We start from the raw sequence: 24,100 nt of genomic DNA on the forward strand, positions 1-24,100 counted from the left end.
CTGAGAAGCGAGTGGAAAGAGCAATGAAATCAACTTCCGGCGGCGAAGCGATCGTCAATGGCCTCGTCGCGCATGGCGTCGACACCGTGTTCGGCCTGCCCGGCGCGCAAACCTATGGCCTGTTCGATGCCTTCCATCAGGCGCAGTTGAAAGTGATCGGGGCTCGCCATGAGCAGGCCTGCGGCTACATGGCCTTTGGTTATGCGCGATCCTCGGGGCGCCCTGGGGTGTTCAGCGTGGTGCCCGGCCCGGGCGTGCTCAATGCGGGCGCGGCGCTGTTGACCGCGTTCGGGTGCAATGAGCCGGTGCTCTGCCTCACCGGCCAGGTGCCGACCCAGTTCCTCGGCAAGGGCCGCGGCCATCTGCACGAGATGCCGGACCAGATCGCGACGCTCCGCACGTTTGTGAAATGGGCCGACCGCATCGAATATCCCGATGTCGCACCGGCGATGGTGTCGCGCGCGTTTCAGGAAATGATGTCGGGCCGCCGCGGGCCGGTGTCGCTGGAAATGCCGTGGGACGTTTTCACCCAGCGTGCCGAGGTCGGCGCTTCAAAGGTGTTCGACACCCTTCCCGCCCCGCAGCCCGACCCTGACCGCATCAAGGCCGCCGCCGATCTCATCAAGGGCAGCAAGCGGCCGATGATCTTCGTCGGCAGCGGCGCGATCCACGCGCGCGAGGAAATCCTCGAGCTGGCGGAAATGATCGACGCGCCCGTGGTGGCGTTCCGCAGCGGCCGCGGCATCGTCTCCAATGCGCACGAGCTCGGCCTGACCATGGCGGCGGCCTACCGGCTGTGGCCGACCACCGATCTGATGATCGGGATCGGCACCCGGCTGGAATTGCCGACGATGTCGCGCTGGCCCTATCGCCCGGATGGGCTGAGGTCCATCCGCATCGACATCGATCCCGTCGAGATGCGACGCTACGTGCCCGACACGGCCGTGATCGCGGACGCCAGGGCCGGCACCGCCGATCTCGTGGCGGCCGTGAAAAAGGCCGGTTACAGCAGGAGCAGCGGCCGACGCGGCGAGATCCGCGAGGCGACGGCGGCGGCGCAGCAGGAGATCCAGAAGGTGCAGCCGCAGATGGCCTACCTGAACATTCTGCGCGAGGTGCTGCCGGCAAACGCGATCGTCACCGACGAGCTGTCACAGGTCGGCTTCGCCTCCTGGTACGGCTTTCCGATCTACGAGCCGCGCACCTTCATTACCTCGGGCTATCAGGGCACGCTCGGGTCGGGCTTTCCGACCGCGCTCGGCGCCAAGGTCGCCAATCCGGACCGGCCGGTGGTCGCCATCACCGGCGATGGCGGCTTCATGTTCGCGGTGCAGGAGCTCTCGACGGCCGTGCAGTTCAAGATCGGCGTGGTGACGCTGGTGTTCAACAACAACGCCTATGGCAATGTCCGCCGCGACCAGCGCGAACGCTTCGACGGCCGCGTCGTGGCGTCGGACCTCGTCAATCCGGATTTCGTCAAGCTCGCGGAATCCTTCGGCGTTGGCGCGGCGCGCGTCACCTCGCCGGATCATTTCCGCCCCGCACTGGAAAAGGCGCTGGCCGATGGCGGGCCTTACGTGATTTCGGTAGAGGTGCCGACGGATTCGGAAGTGAGCCCGTGGGCGTTCATCCATCCGGCGAAGCCGTAGGCCCCCCGGTCATTTCGTGGCGGTTCGCCGGACTGAACCCGGAATCCCGTTGCCCGTTCCCGATATGAGCCGAAGCCGGGCATGCCGTGCCCGGTACATCGCTGACAGCCGAAGCCGCGGCGGCTTGCCCGCTGTTCGTCTCGCGACCAACTGCGGGGTAAACCTTCAAACAATAGCTTGTGTGAATAGAATTGGCCTCGCTAAGCTGACGAAACCTCAGCGCGGACTGGTAAGGCTTGTCCTCTGGTACGCCGTCGCCAAGCCCCTCTCGCGCCCCATCAAAAAAATCACGCAGGCTGGCAGGCTTCCCATCCGAAGACATTGCGGCAAACCCCGCACGCCGACCGAGTTCCATCATCGTGTAGCACCCTAGCGCGCGGTAACTTTCGAACTGCGCCTCGCCGAAGAACTGATCGAAGGTCGTATCGTGCGGAAAAGCCGGGTTTGCGTGCCCGTAAGCTCGTACGTCGGCGGGCTCCTGCAGACCCCCACAATAGGATTTGACGTAGAGCAAATAGCCGCACTGGCGTTCCGCGTCAGATTTCCGTTTCGGGTCAGGTTTCCGTTCCCGATCAGGTTTCTTCTCGGGGTACTCGATAACGGCCAAAGCGCTGTAGGCGCCCTTCACTACGGTGTTATCGGGGCGCCCCATGTCGAGGTGCCTGAAGGTGATACGAATGCCAAAATCAATGGCGGCCTTGCGCATCACGCTGCCAAGATCGGCGTAGATGTAGTCCGGATCGGAGGTCGCGTCGCTCACGACGATAAAACGGCAACGCCGCCGAAGCATCTCATAGAGACCCAAATTGTCAAAATGTCCGCCGTCAGAGAGGTAGACATATTTGGACTGATCATTGGTCCGCGCAAGCGCCTCGCTTAACAATGGCCGCAAGCCGAAGCGCGGGCCGCGCAGTTGCCAGCTGTCATGACCGGCGCTGCCGGGATTTCCCGACCAAACGCCGAGGCGCAGGTTGAACAGCGTCATCAAAAGAGCGAGGCCAGGCAGCGTCGAGTACCCGGCGTTCGGTGATACTGCCGCTCCGGATACGCTCATCGCCCAGCCGAGATTGATCCCGCCGGCGTAGTCCTGCGTTGGGCGGAAACCCAGCTCGGCCGTTGCCCCGCTTCCGCAATAGTGCGGCGTGAAGACAAAGGAAACCGCTTTCCGCTCCTGCCAATCCAATCTCTTTGTAGCGGCCATGTTCAGGGTGGCATTGATGACCGGGTAAAGCCGTCTCTGATTGTCTTTTGGACCTCCTGACGGCCAAAGCTGAGCGAGCGGGATGTCGTCTCTTTCGTCAAACCCGGTCCAGACCTCCGGCCTGTGTTTTCCGTTGGATGCTCCCAGAAATTCGCGCGTCAGACGCATTCGATAAAGGTCGTACAACGAAAAGCGATTGATGTTGACGAAAAGGGCCGCGCAGCAGCTGAAGATCACCAAAATAGCACATAGCGCGACGAGCGATCCTTGACCGAACCCCGTCGTGGGATCGAACCAGAGGTGCAGTTGTGCTCTCCGTTCCGGCTCCTGAAGGAGTATCAAGAGCGGCTTTGTAAACAGGATCAGGTCAATGGCGCTGGAAAGCAAGGACGCCAACAGGCCAGCAAAGATCGGAGTAGCGACCACCAGGATCGTTCGCACAGGCAGGCGAGCACCATGCAGGGCGGTTCCGAAATGGCTACTGAAAGGACTTGCTGCAAGGCCAACTGATGCGACGGCCGATAATATGACAGCCGTTCCAAGCACCAGTCCTTTCCACTCACCGCTCATCACCACGTCGAACAGGTACGCACCGAAGAGCGAGAGGAGCAGAAGAATGCTGATGCTGATCGCACTCAACGTGAGACAGCCAGCGGTACGCGCTACCCATTCGCGCTCTTCGTCGCCCCATTTGTCAGCCCATTCGCGCTTTTTTTCGCCCAATACGGGAGGCCTCGGCTTTGGCCTGCGGGCCGTCAAACCCAGAAAGACGGCGTCGCCCGCGTTGTAGCTGATCACAAACCAAAGAGGCGCAATCGATAGCACAAGGGCGGTGCTGACGGGGTTTTCGGCCGGGAGATGCGCAGCCAGCTCCTCGCCTGCTCCAAGGACCAGTCCTCCAGCAAAGCCGGACGCGCCGGCTGCAACAGCAAGCATCGTGATCGCCCAAAAGCCGGCCGTTGGAACCGTCACCTGATCCCTGGGTATATACCCGAGAATGCGCGCCGCGCGATGGGCAACACTCGGCGTTCTGCAGAGGGCAAGCTTGAGCATTGCAATTCCGACGGCGCACCCAAAACCAACAAGGGCGCCTGCAAGACCTCCGATCGGAAAGGCCCAGAATCGGCCGCGGTCCCAGGAGTAGCCGGGCCCTATTGGAAAGTTTTTGGAAGCGATCAGTCCGAACAGGATTGCTCCAACCAGCACCAACACGATGCCCACGCGAGGTGGCCAGAGTTCAGCCAGGCGAGCGCGTGACTGCCTCGCCACGAAGCAGCGCCGGCCGTCCCATGATGGACGCGCGATCGAAAGAATGATCCAGCCAAAAGCTGCGAACACACCCGGTATGAAGAAGCTGCCGATATAGCTGGCAAACGTTCCCGGTATAGGAAAATTGCCAGCGAAGATGACCGCAAGGAACCATTCGAACAAGGTCGGAATATTCGCGTTCCACCACTCCCACAAGCTCACAACACAATGTTCGTGGGCAACAGCACCAAAGAGCTTGGCGAGCACCAAAAGCGCGGCAATCAGAGGCACGATGACAATGTGATTGAGGATGAGATTTCTGCCGACAATGACGATGGATGCCCAACTATCGCCTGACAGAAGTCCCGCGGTGGGAGTTAGATAGTTGGTAAAGCACCGCAGATTTCCTATTGCATCCGGGACTCGCGGAGACACTTCCGCATCGTCAATGCGATCAGGCCAGGAGAGGCCGCGGACTACTTCTGCAATTCCGTCGTCGGAGCGACGACGCCATGCGCTCAACCAACATCCAATGTAACCCCCGCCAGATACAGTCGATAGATAATGAAAGCGGTTCAGCAGTTCCAGTCGGGCCAAGCCCTGAAGGACGCCCAGATTAAATGCAGCACTTCGCACCCCACCACCTGAAAGGCACAGGGCAGTGCGGCCGTCGCACGGCAGGTTGTGTACCCTATCCCAAAGTATCTGTGGCTTTCCGTTCTCGGGAGGCGCGGAGGACATTTCCTCACTCCCGTGGAGCTCACGAAATTCGTCCTCAAGCACTTTATTCAGGTGCACGGGCTCTGCGGGGGCGTTAACCGTCAGACCCTTCCAGCCGCTCTCTGCCATGGGCTTACCTCTGTAACCAGAGATTGTCGCACGCATCCGAGGTGAAGAAGGCCGTTACCCCAAGTCGGAGGAATCGACTTTCCGTCACCTCCAAATCTTTTGCGGTAGCTACGATTTCCCATTGCAACGGTAGGCTGAATAGGGTGGCGGTCGTATGAGTTAGCTCACACATCAAGCGCGCAACATTGGTCAGAGCCGGCCAATGAATGTTGCGCAGCGGAAATCCTTCATCGGCCTTTCCGCAGGAATGGAAGCCAAGTCACCGCGCTTTGCGAAAAGTCAGGTTGATGCGTTGGCGGCCCATCACGGCGTGCTCGCCGTCTGCAAGCGGCGCCACGCCGTGAAAGAACAGCCGTGACGGGCCGCCCCACACCACGACGTCGCCATGCTCCAGCCGGTAACGGTTCGGCTTGTCGGCGCGCTTTGCGCCGCCGAACAGGAAGATAGCCGGCAACCCCAGCGAGACCGAGACGATGGGCGCGGCAAGGTCCAGTTCGTCCTTGTCCTGATGCAGCGACAGCTTCGCGCCAGGCACATAGCGGTTGATGAGGCAGGCTTCCGGCTCGAACACGTTGAACCCGGCGTCCAACGCAGCGTCGGCCGCTAGTCTGCGCAGCACGGTCGGCATCGCCGGCCATGGCTGTCTGGACTCGGGGTCGATGGCGTCATAGCGATAGCCGGTGCTGTCCGACACCCAGCCGACACTGCCGCAATTGGTCATCGCGACCGACATACGGTGGCCGCCCGGCGTAATCAGATGCCGGAACGGCGCCTGTTTGACGATCGCACGAAGTGCCGGAAGCAGTTCGGCTTCGAACGATCGCGCAAAACCGCGCAGCAACACGGCGCCATCGGCCATCGCTTCGCGCGACGGACGCACATCGGGAACGGTTTCGAACAGATCAGCCGTCAATGCAGCCTGCACTCACTTCTTCATTTGGCGTCGTGAAAGATCACGCCGACGGTATGGCGGTGGCCGGAGCGGATCCGGCTCACGCCATGGCGCAGGTTAACGCGATAGGGCCCGCGCGTCCCCTGCACCGGCCGGTGATGCACAGCAAAGGCAACCGCGTCGCCCTGCTTCAGCGGAACCACCTCGGGCCGCGACTGCATCCGCGGCCGCTGCTCCGTCAGCACGAATTCGCCGCCTTCGAAATCGCGCCCCGGTTCCGACAGCAGGATCGCGACCTGCAGCGGAAACACATGCTCGCCATAGAGATCCTGATGCAGGCAATTGTAATCGCCCTCGCCATATTGCAGCAGCAGCGGCGTCGGCCGCGTCTGTCCGGCGTCGTGGCAGCGTTTCAGGAACGCCTCGTGCCGGTCGGGATAGCGGATGTCGATCCCCATCGTCTCGTTCCAGCGATTGGCTGTGCCGCAAAGCCGCGCATAGAGCGCGGGCCGCAACTCTGCGATCGGATCGGGCAGCGGATAGGCGAAATATTTGTATTCGCCGCGGCCAAAGCCGTGACGCCCCATCACGATCTTGCTGCGGAAATTCTTGTCGTCGGGATAGAGCGCGGCCAGCGCGGCGCACTCTTCCGGCGACAGCAGTCCCTTCAGGACCGCGCAGCCCTGCGCGTCGAGGTCGGCGGTCGCCTGCGTCCAGTCGATGGCATCGACGCGGGCGGCGACGTCGGTCGAACGGTCGATATTTCTTGCGGTTGCTTTCATGCTGGCAGTCTCGCAAACCACCCGGACATTCGCCACCCGATTTCCGGCAGGCCCTTACCACGTCGTCCCTGCGAACGCAGGGACCCATACCGCGTTGTCCTATCGATAAAAGCGAGATGGCTAACGTCTTCCAAAACAATTGGTGCCGCGGCGAATGGGTCCCTGCGTTCGCAGGGACGACAGGATCAGCCCAGCACCGGCATCGTAATCACATCATACACATGACTGATCTTCCGCTTCAGCACGGGATCTTCCAGCTCGAACTCGAAGCGATCAGCCGGGCGAATGCCGCCTTTGGCGGCGAAGGTGCCACCGAACATGGCGCAGCCGTCGGGCAGTCCCTTCCCCCCGAAGCCGCGGTCGATCAGGTCCTTGACCGGCAACATGGCATCGAGCGTGCCCTCCTGATAAAGCACGCGCGCGCCGTCGATGACGGCCCAGGAGCGCAGGACCATCTTGTCCCAGTGAGCGATGACGTCCTCGAGTTCCCACAGCACCGAGGCCACCGGCTTGTCGCACATCTGCTTTGAGACCGTGACGCTGTAGGCTTCCACCTTGCGGTCGGTATGGTCGGAGCCGCAGCCGACGAAGATGCGGCCCTGCCAGCCGATCAGCACGAACTCGACCTCGCCGCTGGAGTTTTCGCCCGAAACCTCGATGCGGTCGGCCTGTGTAATGCGCCGCGCCGAGCAGCGGTAATAGATCGGAGTCGACGCTGGCCGCGCGATGCCGATCGCTTCGAGTTCGGCGATGTGCTTGTCGCGCGCCACCGGATCGCGGCCGGTCCAGCCGGCGATGACGGCCTGATCGATCGCAAGCGTCAGCGGCGTCAACATGCCCTTGTCGTCGACATTGAAGGTCAGATCAAACACGGATGATGTTCTCCATTCCGGCGGCCAGTTCGAAGATGCGGCGGTCCGATCCGCCGGCCGCCGCCAGCATCAGCCCGACCGGCATCTCGCCTTCGCGATGCGCCGGCAGCGAGATCGCGCAGCCGTCGAGCATGTTGATCAGCGTGCAGTTGCGCAAGGCGCGCAGATTTTGCGTGGCGAAGGCCTTGTCATCGGCAAGATCGGCGATTCTGGGTGGCGCATTCGCCGTGGTCGGCAGCACCAGCGCATCGTAGGGCGCGATGCGCGCTTCGGTGCGGGCGATGAACGAGCGGCGCGCGTTGAGGATATCGATATAGTCGGCAGCGCTAATGCCCTCGCCGCGCAGGATGCGGACGTGGACGCGGGGATCATAGACGTCGCCATGGCTGACGATCAGGTAGCGATGCCAGGCGTAGCTTTCCGCAGCGGCAAATCCGCCCTTGCTGTTCATCACGGCGACGTCGTGGAATTCCGGCACCTCGATCCGCTCGATCGACGCGCCCTGCCGCGACAGCGTTTCCAATGCGCGCTCGAACGTCGTCGCGACCTCGTCGTCGAGATCGTCCAGCGCGATCGTGGTCGGGACCGCCAGCCGCATGCCCTTGACCGGGCGCGGCTGCAACGGCTGCATGGCCTCATCCGCTAGCACGGCGTCGAGCACGGCGCAGCAGCCAACGGTGCGCGCCAGCGGCCCAAAGCTGTCGAGCGAAGACGACAGCGGCACGCCGCCGTCGAGCGGCACACGGGCCTGCGTCGGCTTGAAGCCGACGATGCCGTTAAAGGCTGCCGGAATCCGGCAGGAGCCGCCGGTGTCGGTGCCGAGCGCCCCATGCGCCATACGATCGGCGACCGACACTGCCGCGCCCGAGGACGAGCCGCCGGGCACGTGGCCGACACTCCGATTCCAGACGCTTTTCGGCGTGCCGTAATGCGGATTGATGCCGATGCCGGAATAGGCGAATTCGGTCATGTTGGTGCGGCCGATCACGATGAAGCCGGCCCGGCGCAGCCGCGCCACAACGGGTGCATCGGCCTCGGCCGGCGTGCAATCCTCCTCCAGCGCGCGCGAGCCGGCGCGTGTCACCTGCCCCTTGATGTCGAACAGGTCTTTTATCGAGACGGGAATGCCGGCGTAAGGCGACGGCGCCGCGTTGGCTTTACGCAGATGGTCCATCGCATCGGCCGCTGCGATCGCTGCGGCCTTGTCGACGTGGATAAAGGTCCGCACGCCCTCGCCGGCGGGATCGGCAATCCTTGCGAGACATTCATCGACCAGTTTGCGCGCGGTGGTGCGCCCAGTGGCGAGGTCGGCGGCAAGGCTGGCGAGTGTCGGATGGTTCGGCATGGCGTTCTTGATTACCTGTTCGATTTACCGTGGCGCGGACTATCTCCGATGACGGGCTGGCATACAAGCGCTCTCACGCGCAGGGAATGCGGCCATGCGACAGCACCGCTGCTGGGACCGTTGACGGAGATCGGTCAATATCGCATCAAGACCGCAACAAGCGGGTGGACGCCCGCGCCCAAGGAGAATAGCCGATATGGCGGAGCCCGCGCGCGCAAAACCAAAATCCACGCCTGAAACCCAACATTTCTGGGATGGAACGCAGGCCGGTGAATTGCGCCTGCAGCGTTGCGACGCCTGCGCCAATGTCTATTTTCCCCCGCGCCCGTTCTGCCCCTCCTGCGCCTCGCGCAAGGTCAGCGTGTTCAAGGCCAGCGGCAAGGGAACGCTCTACAGCTACGTCATCAACCATCGCCCGGCAGCGCCCGGCTTCACCCCACCATACGCGATCGCGGTCGTCGAACTCGACGAAGGCCCGCGCATGATGAGCAACATCATCGACTGCCCGCAGACGCCGGAGGCGCTCGAGCTCGATATGAAGCTCGAAGTCGCATTCGAGAAACTCGACGACAAGATCACCCTTCCCTTGTTCCGTCCGGCGAAGGGCTAAGCACCATGCGCAAAAATGCAGTCGCCGTCGTCGGCGCAGCCGAGACCACCGAGCTCGGCGTCATCCCGAACATGTCGCAGATCCAGTTGCACGCGGATGCGGCGCTCAACGCCATCGCCGATGCCGGGCTGAAACTCTCCGACATCGACGGCATCGCCACTGCGGTCGAAACCCCGCAGCAGATCGCCCACTACCTCGGCATCACGCCGACCTGGGTGGACGGCACCTCCGTCGGCGGCTGCTCGTTCATGCTGCACGTCCGCCATGCCGCAGCCGCGATCGAGGCCGGCCTCTGCAAGACCGTGCTGATCACGCACGCCGAAAGCGGCAAGTCGATGATCGGCAAACTGCCGCGCTCGACGCCGCCTGACAGTTTGAACGGCCAGTTCGAGTCGCCATTCGGCGTCTACGGCCCGCCCAGCATGTTCCCGATCCCGGTGCTGCGCTACATGAAGACCTACGGCATCACCCATGAGCAGATCGCCATGGTCGCCGTGGTGCAGCGGGAATGGGCCGCGAAGAATCCGCGCGCCACCATGAAGGCGCCGATCACGGTCGAGGACGTCCTGAATTCAAGGATGATCGCCTATCCGTTCCGCATCCTGCAATGCTGCCTCGTTACCGACGGCGGCGGCGCGCTGATCCTCACCTCTGCCGATCGCGCCAAGGACTTTCCGAACAAGCCGGTCTATATCCTTGGCACCGGCGAGAGCGTGGAAACGCCGATGGTCAGCCAGATGGAGACGTTCAACTCCTCGCGGGCCTTCAAGGTCGCGGGTCCCACCGCGTTCCGCGAGGCCGGCATCGCCCACAAGGACGTCGATCACCTGATGATCTACGACGCCTTTGCGCATCTGCCGCTGTTCGGCCTCGGCGATCTCGGCTTCATGCCGCACGAGGAAACCGGCAAGTTCATCGCCGACGGCAACACCCGCCCCGGCGGCAAGCTGCCGCTCAATACCAATGGCGGCGGATTGAGCTATATGCATTCCGGCATGTACGGCATGTACGCGCTGCAGGAGAGCGTGCGGCAAATGCGCGGCATCGCGCCGGCGCAGGTCAAGGACGCGAAAATTTCGGTCTGCCATGGTGTCGGCGGCATGTTCGCGGCAAGTGGTACGATTATTTTTACGAACGAGAAGTAACAACCTCCGTCATTCCGGGATGGTCCGAAGGACCAGACCGGAATCTCGATTCTCAGATGCGCAATTGCGCATCGTAGTTCGCGCTCCGCGCGCCCCGGAATAATCAAGGACAACAGGAGAACTCCCCATGACAAAATCACTGCAAGACAAGGTCATCATCGTCACCGGCGCGGGCCGCGGCATCGGGCGCGAGATCGCGCTGCTCTGCGCCGCCGAAGGCGCCAAGGTCGTGGTCAACGATCCCGGCGTTGCCGCTGATGGCGCCGGTTCGAACGCGGCACCCGCCGAGGAAGTGGTCGAGGAGATCAAGAAGCGCGGCGGGACTGCAGTTGCCAACTTCGAGTCGGTGGCGGAAGCGATCCCCGCGAGCAAGATCGTGAAGACCGCGACCGATCATTTCGGCCGGCTCGACGGCGTCGTCAACAATGCCGGCATTTTGCGCGACATGATCTTCCACAAGATGAGCGTGGAAGCGTTCGAAGCCGTCATCAAGGTGCATCTGATGGGCTCGTTCTACGTCTCTCACGCCGCGGCGCGGATATATCGCGAACAGGAGAGCGGCTCCTTCGTGCACTTCACCTCGACCTCGGGCCTGATCGGCAATTTCGGCCAGGCCAACTACGCCGCAGCGAAGCTCGGCATCGTCGGCCTGTCGAAGTCGATCGCGCTCGACATGGGCCGCTTCAATGTGCGCTCGAACTGCGTCTCGCCATTCGCCTGGACCCGCATGATCGGCACCATCCCGACCGAGACCGATGCGGAGAAGGCGCGCGTCGAGAAGATCAAGCAGATGGGCCCGGAGAAGATCGCGCCGGTGTGCGCCTATCTGCTTTCCGATGCCGCCAAGGACGTCACCGGGCAGATCTTCGGTGTGCGGATGAACGAGATCTTCCTGTTCAGCCAGAACCGTCCGCTGCGCTCAGTGCAGCGGAGCGAAGGCTGGACGCCACAGACCATCGCCGAGCACGGCATGCCGGCGCTCAAGGGATCGTTCTACAAGCTCGACCGCTCCGCGGACATTTTCCCCTGGGATCCGATTTGAGGATCTCGTAATCCGGATGGAGCCGTGCCGGCCGCCGGTTCCATCGCAACTCGCCCGCTTTATGCCTGAATGCAGGCACAGGATTGCCTCCCAACAATAAAAACGTGGGAGGAAATCATGACGCGTCTGACCATCTCACCCGACCACCAGGACGGCGGCGCGAGCGGACTCGACCGCCGCAAGCTGTTGCGCGGTGCAACCGCGCTCGCGGCAACCGCGATCGCCGCGCCGGAAGCACTCGCCCGCAATTACGGGCCCGGCACCGAACCACAGCGCTACCCTGATCCCGATATTGTCGTGATCGACGAGAAGCGCTTCAAAGCCAAGGTCGGCAACACCACGATCAAGCGCTTGTTTACGGGGTGTCTGTGGGCCGAAGGTCCAGCCTGGAACACGGTTGGCCAATACCTCGTATGGAGCGACATTCCCAACAATCGTCAGCTTCGTTACCTCGACGATGACGGCCATATCTCGCAGCAGTTCCGCAAACCATCCAACGAAAGCAACGGCAACACCTTCGATTTCGAGAGCCGGCAGATCACCGCCGAGCGGACCCGCCTGGTCCGCTTCGAACATAACGGTTCGCTCACGGTGCTCGCCGAACAGGCCAACGGCAAGCCGCTCAACGGGCCCAACGACATGGTCGTTCACCCCAATGACAAGTCGATCTGGTTCACCGATCCCGGTTACGGCTCGATCAACCTCTATGAGGGGCAGAACGTTAAAAACGGCTCGAACCAACCCTTCCAGAAGGAGGCGGTGTACCGTGTCGACGCGCAGACCGGCCAGGTGACCAAGGTTGCCGACGACCCGTTCAAGCCGAACGGCATCGCCTTCAGCCACGACTACAAGAAGGTCTATGTCTGCGATACCGGCATCACCCACTACCCGAACGCCAAGAACATCGTCTGGCAATACGATCTCAACGGCGACAAGCTTTCCAATCCACGCATGTTCGCTGACATGACGCTCGACGGCAAATCAGGTTTTCCGGATGGCCTTCGTGTCGATACCGACGGCAATGCCTGGGTCGGCGCCGGCTGGGTCGGCGACGGCTACGACGGCGTGCACATTTTCGCCCCCGACGGCGCGCGCATTGGCCAGATCAAACTGCCCGAGACCTGCGCCAATGTCTGCTTCGGCGGCAAGAAGCGAAACCGGCTGTTCATGACGGCAAGCCAGTCGCTGTACGCGGTCTATGTGGAGACGCAGGGCGCGCATAATTGTTGAAGCGCATCATCACCACTCGTCGTCCCCGCGCAATTGCGCACCGGCGCGGGGATCCATAACCGCAGGGCGTCGTGCTGGAGAAGGATGTCTCCCATCCTGCCTTATCGACAGATCACGCGGTATGGGTCCCGGCTTTCGCCGGGACGACGGCTGAGTTTGGGACCCCTCACCCGCTGTTCCGTAACCCCGCCGAAATCCCGTTGATCGTGAGCTGAATCCCGCGCAGCACCTGTTCGTCCGGACTGTGCCCGCGGTGCTCCTTTAGCAATTCCACCTGCACGTGGTTGAGCGGGTCGAGATAAGGGAAGCGGTTGCGGATCGAGCGTTCCAGCAGCGGGTTGCCCTGCAAAAGACGTTCATGTCCCATGATGTCGAGCAGCGTCTCGATCGACGAATGCCATTCGCGCCGGATGCGGCCAAAAATGCTTTCGCGCAATTTCACGTCGGGCACCAGTTCGGCGTAGCGCGAGGCGATCGCGATCGAGCTCTTGGCCAGCACCATGTCCATGTTGGACAATAGCGTGCGGAAGAACGGCCATTCGCGGTAGAGCTCCTGCAGGAACGGCATGCCCTGCTCCGGATGTTCCGCGATCCAGGTCTCGACCGCAGAGCCGAATCCGTACCAGCCCGGCAGCATCAGCCGGCACTGCGCCCAGCTGAATACCCAGGGAATGGCGCGGAGGTCTTCGATCTCGCGGGTCTTCTTGCGCGACGCCGGGCGGCTGCCGATGTTGAGCGTCGAGATTTCGGTGATGACGGTGGAGCCCCAGAAATAATCGGCAAAACCCTCGGTCTCGTAGACCAGCCCGCGATACGCCTTGAAGGCCAGCGCGGAGACCTGCTCCATCGCGGTCAGATATTCCTTGCGCGGCGCGCTCTGCCGGGGATGCAAGAGACTCGCCTCCAGCGTCGCCGCGGCCAGGATTTCCAGATTGCTGCGGCCGACTTCCGGGTTGGAATATTTGCTGGAGATGATCTCGCCCTGCTCGGTGATGCGGATCTGGCCGTTCACCGCCCCGCCCGGCTGTGCAATGATAGCGTCATAGCTCGGACCGCCGCCGCGACCGACCGATCCGCCACGGCCGTGAAACAACCGCAAGCGCACATGGTGGCGTTCGAACACCTCAACCAGCTCGATTTCGGCCTTGTAGAGCTCCCAGCCCGAGGTGACGAAGCCGCCATCCTTGTTGCTGTCGGAATAGCCGAGCATCACTTCCTGGATGCCGCCGCGGCTGTCCACCAGCCGGCGGTAATCATGCAGCGACAGCATCCGGTCCATGATGCCGGATGAGGCCTGCAAATCCTCGATGGTCTCGAACAGCGGCACGATGTTGATGGCGCTGCGGCCGGACGGGTTGATGAGGCCGACCTCCTTCAGCAGCACCGCCACCTCCAGCATGTCCGACATCCCCTTGCACATGGAGATGATGCATTGGTGGATCACGTCGGTGCCAAACCTGGCATGGGCCTCGGCGGCGGCGCGGAACACCGCGAGTTCGTCCAGCGTCTCCTCGCTGTACTTGACGAAGGCCGAGGTGAGCGGCCTTGCGCTGCGCAGCTCGCTCAGCAGTAGATTGATGCGGGCTTCTTCGTTGAGGTCCAGATAGGACATCCCGGGGATCGCCGCGTCGAACAGTTCCGCCACCGTGCGCTCATGCACCGCGGAATTCTGCCTGATATCGAGCCGGGCGAGATGGAAGCCGAAACAATCCACGGCCCGGCGCAACGACCGCAGCCGGCCGCGCGCGATCACGCCGGAATTGTTCGCAATCAACGAACGCTCGAGCACGTCGAGATCGGCCTTGAATTCCTTCACGCTCGCATAGGGCGCGGCCTCGCCGACCGGCCGGCGGGTGGTCTCGACCTCCAGCCGCACCGCAGTCGCCGTCAGGCGGGCATAGATGCCGGATACCGCGAGGCGATACGGTTCGCCGCTTCGATGCGGCGAGGTGTCGGGCGAGCGCCCGGCCAGCGCGCGCAATTCGTCGGAGACGTCGGCAAGATGCGCGGCCAGCGACAGTTCCGAACCGAGGACGTGCAACTCCTCCAGATAGAAGTTCATCACCCGGCTCGACTGCAGCCGCAGCGTGCCGCGCATCACGTCCGACGTGACGAACGGATTGCCGTCGCGGTCGCCGCCGATCCAGCTTCCCATGGTCAGGAACGATGCCAGCTCGCCGGATGTGCCGCCCTCCTCCCGGTTGAGCCGGTCTTCCAGCTCGCAATGCAGCCGGGGCACCTCGTGCAGGAACGTGTAGTCGTAGAATGACAGGCCGTTCGAAACCTCGTCCAGCACGGTCAGCTTGGTCCGGCGCAGCAGGTTGGTCTGCCACAGCGTCAGCACGGCACGGCGCAACTGCTCGTCGCTGGCCTCAACCTCATCCGGCGTGAGCTGCACCCGCTCGCGGCGGTCGAGCAGCGCGGCGATTTCCATCTCGCGGTCGATCGTGCTCTTGCGGCGAACCTCCGTCGGGTGCGCGGTCAGCACCGGGCTGACCTGCGCCTCCCTGAAAAAGCGGCCCAGGTCGGCGGCGCTGAAGCCGGCCGCCTTTGCGTGCGCCAAGGTCTGGGTGAGCGCGTTAGGCCGCGGCCCGCCGGGGCCACGGCCGCGCATCTGGCGGATGTTGTTCTGGTCCTCGGCGATGTTGGCGAGATGCGAGAAATAGCTGAAGGCGCGGACGATCCGCACGGTGTCGCTGGTCGACATGCTATCGAGGATGGTCTCGAGTTCCCGCCGCGCCAGCTTGTCCTCGTCGCGGTGGAACCGGATCGAGGTCTGCCGGATGCGCTCGACCAGGTCGAACACGTCGGCGCCCTCTTGGTCGCGCACGGTATCGCCGAGAATTCGCCCGAGCAGTCGGATATCCGTCCGCAGCTGCGCGTCTTCCTCCAGCGCCAGCGCCTCGTCGCTGCGATTGGGCCGGGCCTCGGTCTCGGAAGGCATGGTCTGGGAAGACACTATCTGGGAAGACATGGCTGGCTACCTCAGAAATTGCCCGGCAATTCCGAGTGTGCAAGTTTTTTGCCGCAGTGCAAGATAAAGATGGGACAGCGATGATTTCGATGAATCCGTCATGGCCGGGCTTGTCCCGGCCATCCACGTCTTTCGCTCGGCAAGCAAGGACGTGGATGCCCGGCACAAGGCCGGGCATGACGGCTGAACCTACCTAAATCCTCCGCCCTGCCCGCTCCCAATAGGGATCGCGCAGACGGCGCTTGAAGATCTTGCCGGAATCTTCCCGCGGCAGGTTGGCCTGGATTTCGATGTGTTTTGGCACCTTGTAGTCGGCGAGCGACACCCTGAGCTGACCGCGGATCGAAACCAGGTCGAGCGTCACGCCTGGCTGCGGCTCCACTACCGCCATCAGCGCCTCGCCAAACTCCGCGTCGGGAATGCCGAACACCGCGCAATCATGCACGCCGGGGATAGCATGCAGCGCGGCCTCGATTTCAGCGGGATAAATATTGACGCCGCCCGAAATCACCATGTCGCGCTTGCGGTCGCAGATGAAGACATAGCCGTCGGCATCGATGTAACCGACGTCGCCCGAGGTAATGAACCCCTCGCGATCGATCTCGGTGCGTTTTTCCGGCTTGTTGTGATAGGTGAAATCAGGATTGCCCGCGATCCGCGAATAGATTTCGCCGATCTCGCCCTGCGGCAATTCCTTGCCGTCGTCGCCGATGAAACGCAGCTCCGCGCCGGGCGAAATCTTGCCGACCGTGCCGGGCTTGTTCAGCGCATCTTCGGAAGTGGCGAAGGTGACGGCGCCGGATTCGGTCGAGCCGTAGAATTCGTAAATGATCGGCCCCCACCATTCGATCATCGCGCGCTTGACGTCGGCCGGACATGGCGCAGCGGCATGGATGATGTGGCGCAGCGAGGACATGTCGTACTTCCTGCGGACCTCTTCCGGCAGCTTCATCAGCCGGATGAACATGGTCGGCACCATGAAGATGGTGTCGATCTTCTCGGTCTCGACCACACGCAAAAATTCTTCCGCATCGAAGCGCGGCTGAATCACCAGCGCGCCGCCAAGTCGGCCGGCGCGCAGGCCGAATGAGTTCGGCGCGGAATGATACAGCGGCCCCGGAAGCAGCGCGCGGGCGCCCGGCTTTAGGCCGTAGATCAGGCTTCGCATGCGTTCGGCGTTGGCGGTCTGGTCCGGCGTCGGGGCGAAACGACGAACACCCTTGGGATGGCCTGTCGTGCCCGAGGTATAGATCATGTTCTGCGGCTGCGGCACCGCCGGCCCGTCATAGCGCGGGTGCTGCAGGAGCCAGGATTCGAAGTCGATCGCAAAATCGGGCGTGGCAAGGTGATCCGGATTGATCTTGTAGTTGGCAAGGATCTCCGGCGGCGTCGGCACGCTGAGCGCAGTGACGCCTTGCGGTATCGCCTCGCGCAACTGATGCAGCATGTCGGCATGTCCGATCAGTACCGAAGTGCCGGAATCCTTCAGCACATAATTGATCTCCTCCGGCTTGAAATGCCAGTTGACCGGCACGCCATAGGCGCCGAGCCGCATCGCGGCATAGGCCGCCTCGATGAAGGCGATGTCGTTGCGCATCAGCATGGCGACGCTGTCGCCCTGCTTGACGCCGAGTTTTTGCAAGCCGCTGGCGATGCGGTCGGCGCGATCGGCGATCTCGTCGTGGCCGCGCCTGCGCGGGCCACTGATGATGCCGAGGAAGGGGGATGAGGTTTCGGTCATTGCCTTCTTTTTCTTACGAGGACTTCTCAGATCGTCATGGCCGGGCAAAAGCGCGAAGCGCGTCTTCGCGCTAGGTGACCCGGCCATCCACGATCTTGCTCGGGTTACAAAGGACGTGGATCACCGGGACAAGCCCGGTGATGACGGCAAATTATCCCGCCTCCGCAAACCGCGGCGCGCGCTTTTCCATATTGGCGCGCACGGCTTCGGTCTGGTTGGGGCTGCCGAGCAACTTCTGCTGCTCGACGGATTCGGCAAGCAGCGCCGGACCCGGGTCGACGGACAAATTGTTCAGCATGCGCTTGGCGGCGCGGATCGCGTCCGGGCTCTTGCCGGCGATTTCGCGCGCGACCTCGAAGGCCGCAGCAAGTGGATCGTCGCAGATCCGCGTCGCGAGACCGTAGCTCATGGCTTCCTGCGCCGAGAAGATGCGCCCGGTGTAGGTCAGATCGCGCAGGATATCGTCGCGGACCAGGCTCGCGAGGATCGGCGTGCCGGCCATATCGGGCACCAGCCCCCATTTGATCTCCATGATCGACATCCGCGCGTCGGGCGTCAGGAAACGCATGTCGGCGCCGAGTGCGAGCTGAAAGCCGCCGCCAAAGGCCACGCCCTGGATCGCGGCGATGACCGGCACCGGGAGCTGACGCCAGCCCCATACCGCCTGCTGCGGAAAGTTCGCCAGCCCATGCGTGCGTGCAGCGAGGTCCCGTTTCTCGCCACCGGCGATCCCGTTACCGCCGCTCTCCTTCATCGCAGCAAAACGCCCCATATCGAGGCCGGCGCAGAACGCCCGCCCCTCCCCGGACAATACTACCACCCGGACGCCTTTTTCATGGGCAAGCCGCTCGGTCGCGGCCACCAGCGCCTCGAACATCGCGGCATCGAGCGCGTTCATCTTGTCCGCCCGCACCAGCCGGACGTCAGCGATGCCGTCCGAAATCGATATCGAGACGCGTTGTTCCATGAGAATTCTCCTCCACACTTCCTTCTTGGCGCTTTACAGAACGGCCGTTGCCGGTTTTAGTCAATCGACCAATTAACAGACAATCCCCTGGGTGGAAACGATGTTCAACGATCAGCTTCTCGCCGGGCGGCGCATTCTCGTGACCGGAGGCGGCACCGGCCTCGGCAAGTCCATGGCCGCACGGTTTCTCCAACTGGGAGCTGAGGTCCACATCTGCGGCCGCCGCAAGATCGTCTGCGACGAGACTGCGACTGAATTGATGGACCTTCATGGCGGGCGTGTGATCAGCCACGGCGTCGACATCCGCAATGCGATGGCCGTCGACGAGATGATCGAAGCGATCTGGACCGAAGGTCCCCTCACCGATCTCATCAACAATGCGGCCGGCAATTTTATCTCGCGCTCGGAAGAGCTGTCGCCGCGCGGCTTCGATGCCGTCGCCAACATCGTGATGCATGGAACATTCTATGTGACACACGCGGTAGGACGGCGCTGGATCGCCGCCAAGCTGCCCGGCAACGTGGTGTCGATCACCGTGACCTGGGTGCGCAACGGCTCTCCTTACGTGGTGCCGTCGGCGATGAGCAAATCGGCGATCCACGCCATGACCATGTCGTTGGCGGTCGAATGGGGCAAGCACGGCATCCGTCTCAACACCATCGCGCCGGGCGAAATCCCGACCGAGGGCATGAGCAAGCGCATCAAGCCCGGCGACGAGGCCGGCGCGCGCACCCGGGCGCAGAACCCGATGGGCCGGGTCGGCACCATGGAGGAATTGCAGAACCTTGCGGTGTTCCTGATCTCCGGCGGCTGCGACTGGATCAACGGCGAAACCATCGCCATGGACGGCGCGCAGGCACTCGCGATGGGCGGCAATTTCTATCAATTGCGCGACTGGAGCGACGACGACTGGAACACGGCGCGCGACTCGATCAAGGCACAGAACGAGAAGGATCGCGCCGCAAGGGGGTGACCTCTGCCGTCGTTCCTGCGAACGCAGGGACGACAGTGCCGTATTGTCTTTGTTGCCGGATGACGCCAAACTCCGCGTAACGAAAACAAGACGCCACGGGAGAGACATGTCCGCTTCGCAGCAACTGACCAACCTTGCCGACATGGTGCGTGATCGCGCCAAGACGCTCGGCAATGCGCTGGCCTATGAATTCGAGGGACGCCAGACCAGCTTCGCCGAATTCGACATCAACACCAACCGTGTTGCCAACGCGCTGATCGGGCTTGGCGTCAAGCCGGGCGAGCGCATCGCTTATCTCGGCAAGAACAGCGACTTCTATTTCGAGCTGCTGATGGGCGCGATGAAGGCCAATGTGGTGATGGCGCCGGTCAACTGGCGCCTCGCCGGCCCCGAGGTCGCCTTCATCGTCGCCGACTGCAAGGCGCCGGTGCTGTTCGTAGGCCCCGAATTCATCACCCAGGCCCGCAACATCAAGGCGCAACTGCCTGACGTACGGCACGTGATCACCACCGAAGGCGGCGCCCCGGAATGGCAGGATTTTGCGGCCTGGCGCGACGCGGCCGACGGCAGCGACCCGAAGGTGCCGATCAGCCCGAAGGACATCGCGATCCAGCTCTATACGTCGGGCACTACGGGCAAGCCCAAGGGCGCGATGCTGTCGCACGCCAACTTCCTCAATCTGGTGCACGCTGGCAACGAGGCCGAGAAGCCCGAGTGGAACATATGGACCAGCGACGACGTCTCGCTGGTGGCGATGCCGATCTTTCATATCGGCGGCTCCGGCTGGGGCGTCATGAGCCTCTACCACGGCGCCAGGGGCGTGATCGCGCGCGAGTTCGATCCGACCAGGATTTTGGATTTCTTCGAGCAGTCCGGGATCACCAAACTGTTCATGGTGCCGGCCGCAATGCAGTTCGTGGTGCGGCAACCGCGGGCGCGGCAGATGGATTTCTCCCGCTTGAAATACATGCTCTACGGCGCCTCGCCGATTCCGGCTGCGCTGCTCAAGGAATGCATCGAGGTGTTCAAATGCGGCTTCGTGCAGCTGTATGGCATGACCGAGACGACCGGCACCATCGTCGCGTTGCCGCCCGAGGATCATGTCGAGGGGCTGGAGCGCATGCGCTCCGCCGGCAAGGCGCTGCCCGGCATCGAGCTTGCGATCCTCGACGCCAACGGCAACCGATTGCCGCCGCGTGAAGTCGGCGAGATCGCCACCCGCTCCGGCTCCAACATGGCCGGCTACTGGAACCTGCCCGAGGCGACCGCGAAGACACTCGGCAGCGACGGCTGGCTGCGCACCGGCGACGCCGGCTACATGGACGAGGACGGCTACCTCTATATCCATGACCGCATCAAGGACATGATCATCTCCGGCGGCGAGAACATCTATCCGGCCGAGGTCGAAAGTGCGATCTGCGATCATCCTGACGTCGCCGAAGCCGCCGTGATCGGCATCCCCGACGACAAATGGGGCGAAGCGGTGAAGGCAATCGTGGTGATGAAGCCGGGCAAGCAGTTAACCGCCACCGACATCATCAATTTTGCCCGCGAACGCATTGCCGGCTTCAAGACGCCGAAGTCGGTCGACTTTCTGGAAGCACTGCCGCGCAATCCGTCGGGAAAGATTCTGCGGCGGAATTTGCGGGACCCGTATTGGGCGGGGAAGGACCGGCAGGTGAATTGAGCTCGCTCCGTAGGGTGGGCAAAGCGAAGCGTGCCTACCATCCGCTGTTACGATCCGGATAGATGGTGGGCACGGCGCAAGTGCGCCTTTGCCCACCCTACGATTCGAAATCGCTAATGCTTCCCCGCTCCCATGTACCCAAACAGGAATCCCGCGACCTTGCGCTTCTGGATCTCCTCGCTGCCCTCGGTGATGCGGTAGCGGCGGTGGTGGCGGTAGATGTGTTCGAACGGCTTGTGGCGTGAATAACCCATGCCGCCATGGACCTGCATGGCGCGGTCGGCGGCTTCGCAGCACAGGCGGTTGGCCCAAAAATTACACATCGACACCCGGTCGGAGAGCGTGTGCTCGACCTGCGCTTGCGTGAGCTGGTCCATCTCCCATGCGGTCTTGCGGATCAACAGCCGCAGCATCTCGGCCTGCGTCGCCAACTCGACCAGCGGCCACTGGATCGCCTGGTTCTCGGCCAGCGCCTTGCCGAACGGCTTTCGCTCGCGCGCATATTTGACGCTTTCATTAATGCAATAGACCGCCGCGCCCAGCGAACTCGCCGCCTGCCGGATGCGGTTCTCGTGCACGAAGCATTGCGCGAGCGACAGGCCGCGGCCGACCTCGCCGAACAGCGCATCGTCAGGCACGAACACATCCGTGAAGCTGACGCGCGGATGATCCGTCGGCATGTTGAAGGTCCACATATACTCCTCGACCTTGACGCCTTCGCTCTTGGCCGGCACCAGCAGGCAGGTAATACCCCGCGCGTCGCCGTCATTTCCCGACGTACGCGCGAACAGCGCGCAATGGGTGGCGACATGCATGCCGGTCGTCCACATCTTCTGGCCGTTGATGATCCAACCTTTCACGTTGTCGCGGGTCGCCGGCACGGCCCTGGTTTCCATATGCGTTGCGTCGGAACCGTGCTCGGGCTCGGTGAGCCCGAACGTGATGCGATACTTGCCCGTGATCGAGCCATCGATCATCGCCTTCTGATCGTCGGTGCCGTAGCGGTCGAGCATGGTGACGATGGGCAGATTGCCGACGATCGAGTGCTCGTTCTGCAAATCATTGTGCAGACCGAGACCTTTCGACGCGAAATGCTCGCGGATCACGGCCATCCAGAGATTGGAACCGTCCTTGCCGCCATAGCGCTTCGGAATCGCGAACCGCAGGTGGCCGGCGGCGTCGGCGAGATTCTTGGCCTTGCGCAGCAGCGCCTCCCATTCGTGCCGCGGCAGGCCGCCGTTCTCAAAATCGGTGCGCGCCCATTCGCGGCGGTGATCGAAGAAGCGGATGTTGTCGTCGGCCTCCTCCAGCGGCTTGATCTCGCGCACGATGAAGCGGTCGAGTTCGTCGAGATAGGCTGTGAGGTCGGCAGGCAGGTTGAAATCCAAGGCGGTCTCTCCCGGAAATGTCGTTTGTTTTTGGTTTGCGTCTAGGCGCTATGCCGCGCTCCTGCAGGGATCGATTAAGGTTGGAAGACCGCGCCCAAGTCAAGCAAGTGAATGAGGCTTGGCACGCGCGGGGGCCTTGCGTAATTGGATGGTATCGGACGCCGCGCTGGCGCTATGATCGCAGCCAATATTCTTCGCCGCAGAAAATCGAAACGGGAGCAAACATGGACCTGAAATTCTCCAAGGTGACGCGCAAGGGCCCGATCACGATCATCACGCTGTCGCGGCCCGAAGTGTACAATGCGTTGCATATCGACGCGCATTTCGAGCTCAACAAGGTGTTCGACGATTTCTCCGCCGATCCGGAGCAGTGGGTCGCGATCGTCACCGGCGCCGGCGACAAGGCGTTCTGCGCCGGCAACGACCTGAAATGGCAGGCAGCGGGCGGCAAGCGCGGCTGGGACAAGGGCGGCTTCGCCGGCCTCACCTCGCGGTTCGACTGCGACAAGCCGATCATCGCCGCCGTCAACGGCGTCGCGATGGGCGGCGGTTTTGAAATCGCGCTGGCCTGCGACCTCATCATCGCCTCGGAGAATGCCACCTTCGCCCTGCCCGAGCCGCGCGTCGGCCTCGCAGCGCTTGCCGGCGGCGTGCATCGCCTGCCGCGCCAGATCGGGCTGAAGCGCGCCATGGGCATGATCCTCACCGCGCGCCACGTGTCGGCCAAGGAAGGCCTTGAACTCGGCTTTGTGAACGAGGTGGTTCCCGCCGGCGAAGCGCTGGCCGCCGCCGAGCGCTGGGCGGAGACGATTGCCAAGAATTCGCCGATGTCGATCCGTGCCTCCAAACAGGCGATCCAGCGCGGGCTTGAAGGCTCGCTGGAACAGGCGATCACCGAGCAGCGCGAGTACCCGGCCGTGAAGGCGATGGCGGCCTCGCAGGACTACATCGAGGGGCCGAAGGCGTTTTCGGAGAAGCGTCCGCCGAAATGGCTGGGGCGGTGACTCACCGTCATTGCGAGCGAAGCGAAGCAATCCATCGAGCCGCAAAGAAAGTGTGGATTGCTTCGTCGCTACGCTTCCTTGCGCAAACGCTTCGCGTTTGTCGCAGGCAATGACGGAGAGAGTCACTTACTTATTCCCCAACTCCCTTTTGTATGACGCATAGTTCGGCTGATCGACGGCGAGTTTGTCCATCGTGGTCTGCCAGAGATGTTCTGCCAGCCCCGGCGTCTGCAGATCGACCTCGCCTTTGGCGATCTTGTCCGATAGCGCGCGATTCAATTCGATCAACGAGCCATCCGAACCAAGCAACTGCTTCAGCCGCGCCGCCTCCGCAGCATCGTTGCCCTGCTCCAGCGCCAGTTGCCGCGTCACGAGATCCAGCGCGTTGATGCCGACGCGGAGCTTGAAGGCGTTATGGCCCTTGATGACGGGGGCGATCTCGTTGCGGAGGAAATCGGCGACCGCCTTGATCAGTTCGGTGGGTGTCGGTTCGTCCTGCAC

General features: G+C 62.8%; 18 protein-coding genes. 8 read left to right on the plus strand and 10 right to left on the minus strand.

The window, feature by feature from the left end; genetic code table 11:
* Nucleotides 1-23 precede the first annotated feature (23 nt).
* On the plus strand, nt 24-1,649 hold the full coding sequence (locus ACVWVY_RS35840; protein WP_456630814.1) for a thiamine pyrophosphate-dependent enzyme: 1,626 nt from the start codon (nt 24-26) through the stop codon (nt 1,647-1,649).
* Here the strand turns inward: ACVWVY_RS35840 and ACVWVY_RS35845 are convergent.
* From ACVWVY_RS35845 to ACVWVY_RS35865, 5 genes are all read right to left on the minus strand, one after another.
* Nucleotides 1,627-4,947, minus strand: coding sequence for a patatin-like phospholipase family protein (locus ACVWVY_RS35845; protein WP_456630815.1), 3,321 nt, complete (start codon nt 4,945-4,947; stop codon nt 1,627-1,629). The genes ACVWVY_RS35840 and ACVWVY_RS35845 overlap by 23 nt on opposite strands.
* A 259-nt stretch (nt 4,948-5,206) precedes the next feature.
* Nucleotides 5,207-5,860 (minus strand): DNA oxidative demethylase AlkB, encoded by a 654-nt coding sequence (gene alkB / locus ACVWVY_RS35850; RefSeq protein WP_456632394.1) that lies wholly within the window; start codon nt 5,858-5,860, stop codon nt 5,207-5,209.
* Nucleotides 5,861-5,880: 20 nt separating this feature from the next.
* Nucleotides 5,881-6,621: a 2OG-Fe(II) oxygenase gene (locus ACVWVY_RS35855; protein WP_456630816.1), complete on the minus strand. Its 741-nt coding sequence runs from the start codon at nt 6,619-6,621 to the stop codon at nt 5,881-5,883.
* Between the two features lie 185 nt (nt 6,622-6,806).
* Complete coding sequence (locus tag ACVWVY_RS35860; RefSeq protein ID WP_456630817.1) at nt 6,807-7,493, minus strand: DUF2848 domain-containing protein; 687 nt, start codon at nt 7,491-7,493, stop codon at nt 6,807-6,809.
* Nucleotides 7,486-8,838, minus strand: coding sequence for an amidase (locus tag ACVWVY_RS35865; RefSeq protein ID WP_456630818.1), 1,353 nt, complete (start codon nt 8,836-8,838; stop codon nt 7,486-7,488). Before ACVWVY_RS35865 ends, ACVWVY_RS35860 begins: the two co-directional genes overlap by 8 nt.
* A 196-nt stretch (nt 8,839-9,034) precedes the next feature.
* Between ACVWVY_RS35865 and ACVWVY_RS35870 the strand changes: the two genes are divergently transcribed.
* From ACVWVY_RS35870 to ACVWVY_RS35885, 4 genes are all read left to right on the plus strand, one after another.
* Nucleotides 9,035-9,448 (plus strand): Zn-ribbon domain-containing OB-fold protein, encoded by a 414-nt coding sequence (locus ACVWVY_RS35870; RefSeq protein ID WP_456630819.1) that lies wholly within the window; start codon nt 9,035-9,037, stop codon nt 9,446-9,448.
* 5 nt (nt 9,449-9,453) lie between these two features.
* Nucleotides 9,454-10,593, plus strand: a complete 1,140-nt coding sequence (locus ACVWVY_RS35875; RefSeq protein WP_456630820.1) for a thiolase C-terminal domain-containing protein — start codon at nt 9,454-9,456, stop codon at nt 10,591-10,593.
* Between the two features lie 127 nt (nt 10,594-10,720).
* Nucleotides 10,721-11,635, plus strand: coding sequence for an SDR family oxidoreductase (locus tag ACVWVY_RS35880; RefSeq protein WP_456630821.1), 915 nt, complete (start codon nt 10,721-10,723; stop codon nt 11,633-11,635).
* A gap of 117 nt (nt 11,636-11,752) precedes the next feature.
* Nucleotides 11,753-12,865, plus strand: a complete 1,113-nt coding sequence (locus ACVWVY_RS35885) for an SMP-30/gluconolactonase/LRE family protein (protein WP_456630822.1) — start codon at nt 11,753-11,755, stop codon at nt 12,863-12,865.
* Nucleotides 12,866-13,031: 166 nt separating this feature from the next.
* On the opposite strand, the gene ppc is transcribed toward ACVWVY_RS35885, so the two are convergent.
* The 3 genes from ppc to ACVWVY_RS35900 all read right to left on the minus strand — a co-directional run bounded on the left by ppc (nt 13,032) and on the right by ACVWVY_RS35900 (nt 18,547).
* Nucleotides 13,032-15,824 carry a phosphoenolpyruvate carboxylase gene (gene ppc, locus ACVWVY_RS35890; protein ID WP_456632395.1) on the minus strand — a complete coding sequence of 931 codons (2,793 nt, stop codon included), beginning with the start codon at nt 15,822-15,824 and terminating at the stop codon, nt 13,032-13,034.
* A 208-nt stretch (nt 15,825-16,032) separates the two neighbouring features.
* Nucleotides 16,033-17,580 (minus strand): acyl-CoA synthetase, encoded by a 1,548-nt coding sequence (locus tag ACVWVY_RS35895; RefSeq protein WP_456630823.1) that lies wholly within the window; start codon nt 17,578-17,580, stop codon nt 16,033-16,035.
* Nucleotides 17,581-17,731: 151 nt separating this feature from the next.
* Entirely contained in the window at nt 17,732-18,547 is an 816-nt protein-coding gene (locus ACVWVY_RS35900) for a crotonase/enoyl-CoA hydratase family protein (RefSeq protein ID WP_456630824.1), read from the minus strand.
* 100 nt (nt 18,548-18,647) lie between these two features.
* Between ACVWVY_RS35900 and ACVWVY_RS35905 the strand changes: the two genes are divergently transcribed.
* Together ACVWVY_RS35905 and ACVWVY_RS35910 are read left to right on the plus strand one after the other, a co-directional pair.
* Nucleotides 18,648-19,520 (plus strand): SDR family oxidoreductase, encoded by an 873-nt coding sequence (locus ACVWVY_RS35905; protein ID WP_456630825.1) that lies wholly within the window; start codon nt 18,648-18,650, stop codon nt 19,518-19,520.
* A 106-nt stretch (nt 19,521-19,626) separates the two neighbouring features.
* Nucleotides 19,627-21,207, plus strand: a complete 1,581-nt coding sequence (locus tag ACVWVY_RS35910; protein ID WP_456630826.1) for a fatty acid--CoA ligase — start codon at nt 19,627-19,629, stop codon at nt 21,205-21,207.
* Between the two features lie 113 nt (nt 21,208-21,320).
* Here the strand turns inward: ACVWVY_RS35910 and ACVWVY_RS35915 are convergent, their stop codons facing one another.
* Entirely contained in the window at nt 21,321-22,595 is a 1,275-nt protein-coding gene (locus ACVWVY_RS35915; protein ID WP_456630827.1) for an acyl-CoA dehydrogenase family protein, read from the minus strand.
* A 224-nt stretch (nt 22,596-22,819) separates the two neighbouring features.
* Between ACVWVY_RS35915 and ACVWVY_RS35920 the strand changes: the two genes are divergently transcribed.
* A complete protein-coding gene (locus tag ACVWVY_RS35920; RefSeq protein WP_456630828.1) occupies nt 22,820-23,599 on the plus strand; it encodes an enoyl-CoA hydratase-related protein in 780 nt (259 codons plus the stop codon).
* A gap of 126 nt (nt 23,600-23,725) precedes the next feature.
* On the opposite strand, the gene ACVWVY_RS35925 is transcribed toward ACVWVY_RS35920, so the two are convergent.
* Nucleotides 23,726-24,100, minus strand: a complete 375-nt coding sequence (locus ACVWVY_RS35925; protein WP_456630829.1) for a DUF6285 domain-containing protein — start codon at nt 24,098-24,100, stop codon at nt 23,726-23,728.

Source organism: Bradyrhizobium sp. URHC0002 (genome assembly GCF_054059515.1).

Bases quoted from the DNA above. Each gene is read 5' to 3' on its own strand.
- ACVWVY_RS35865 (WP_456630818.1), bottom strand. From the start codon at position 8,838: ATGCCGAACCATCCGACACTCGCCAGCCTTGCCGCCGACCTCGCCACT.
- ACVWVY_RS35920 (WP_456630828.1), top strand. From the start codon at position 22,820: ATGGACCTGAAATTCTCCAAGGTGACGCGCAAGGGCCCGATCACGATC.
- ACVWVY_RS35885 (WP_456630822.1), top strand. From the start codon at position 11,753: ATGACGCGTCTGACCATCTCACCCGACCACCAGGACGGCGGCGCGAGC.
- ACVWVY_RS35910 (WP_456630826.1), top strand. From the start codon at position 19,627: ATGTCCGCTTCGCAGCAACTGACCAACCTTGCCGACATGGTGCGTGAT.
- ACVWVY_RS35895 (WP_456630823.1), bottom strand. From the start codon at position 17,580: ATGACCGAAACCTCATCCCCCTTCCTCGGCATCATCAGTGGCCCGCGC.
- ACVWVY_RS35880 (WP_456630821.1), top strand. From the start codon at position 10,721: ATGACAAAATCACTGCAAGACAAGGTCATCATCGTCACCGGCGCGGGC.
- ACVWVY_RS35845 (WP_456630815.1), bottom strand. From the start codon at position 4,947: ATGGCAGAGAGCGGCTGGAAGGGTCTGACGGTTAACGCCCCCGCAGAG.
- ACVWVY_RS35870 (WP_456630819.1), top strand. From the start codon at position 9,035: ATGGCGGAGCCCGCGCGCGCAAAACCAAAATCCACGCCTGAAACCCAA.
- ACVWVY_RS35840 (WP_456630814.1), top strand. From the start codon at position 24: ATGAAATCAACTTCCGGCGGCGAAGCGATCGTCAATGGCCTCGTCGCG.
- ACVWVY_RS35875 (WP_456630820.1), top strand. From the start codon at position 9,454: ATGCGCAAAAATGCAGTCGCCGTCGTCGGCGCAGCCGAGACCACCGAG.
- ACVWVY_RS35905 (WP_456630825.1), top strand. From the start codon at position 18,648: ATGTTCAACGATCAGCTTCTCGCCGGGCGGCGCATTCTCGTGACCGGA.
- ACVWVY_RS35855 (WP_456630816.1), bottom strand. From the start codon at position 6,621: ATGAAAGCAACCGCAAGAAATATCGACCGTTCGACCGACGTCGCCGCC.
- ACVWVY_RS35900 (WP_456630824.1), bottom strand. From the start codon at position 18,547: ATGGAACAACGCGTCTCGATATCGATTTCGGACGGCATCGCTGACGTC.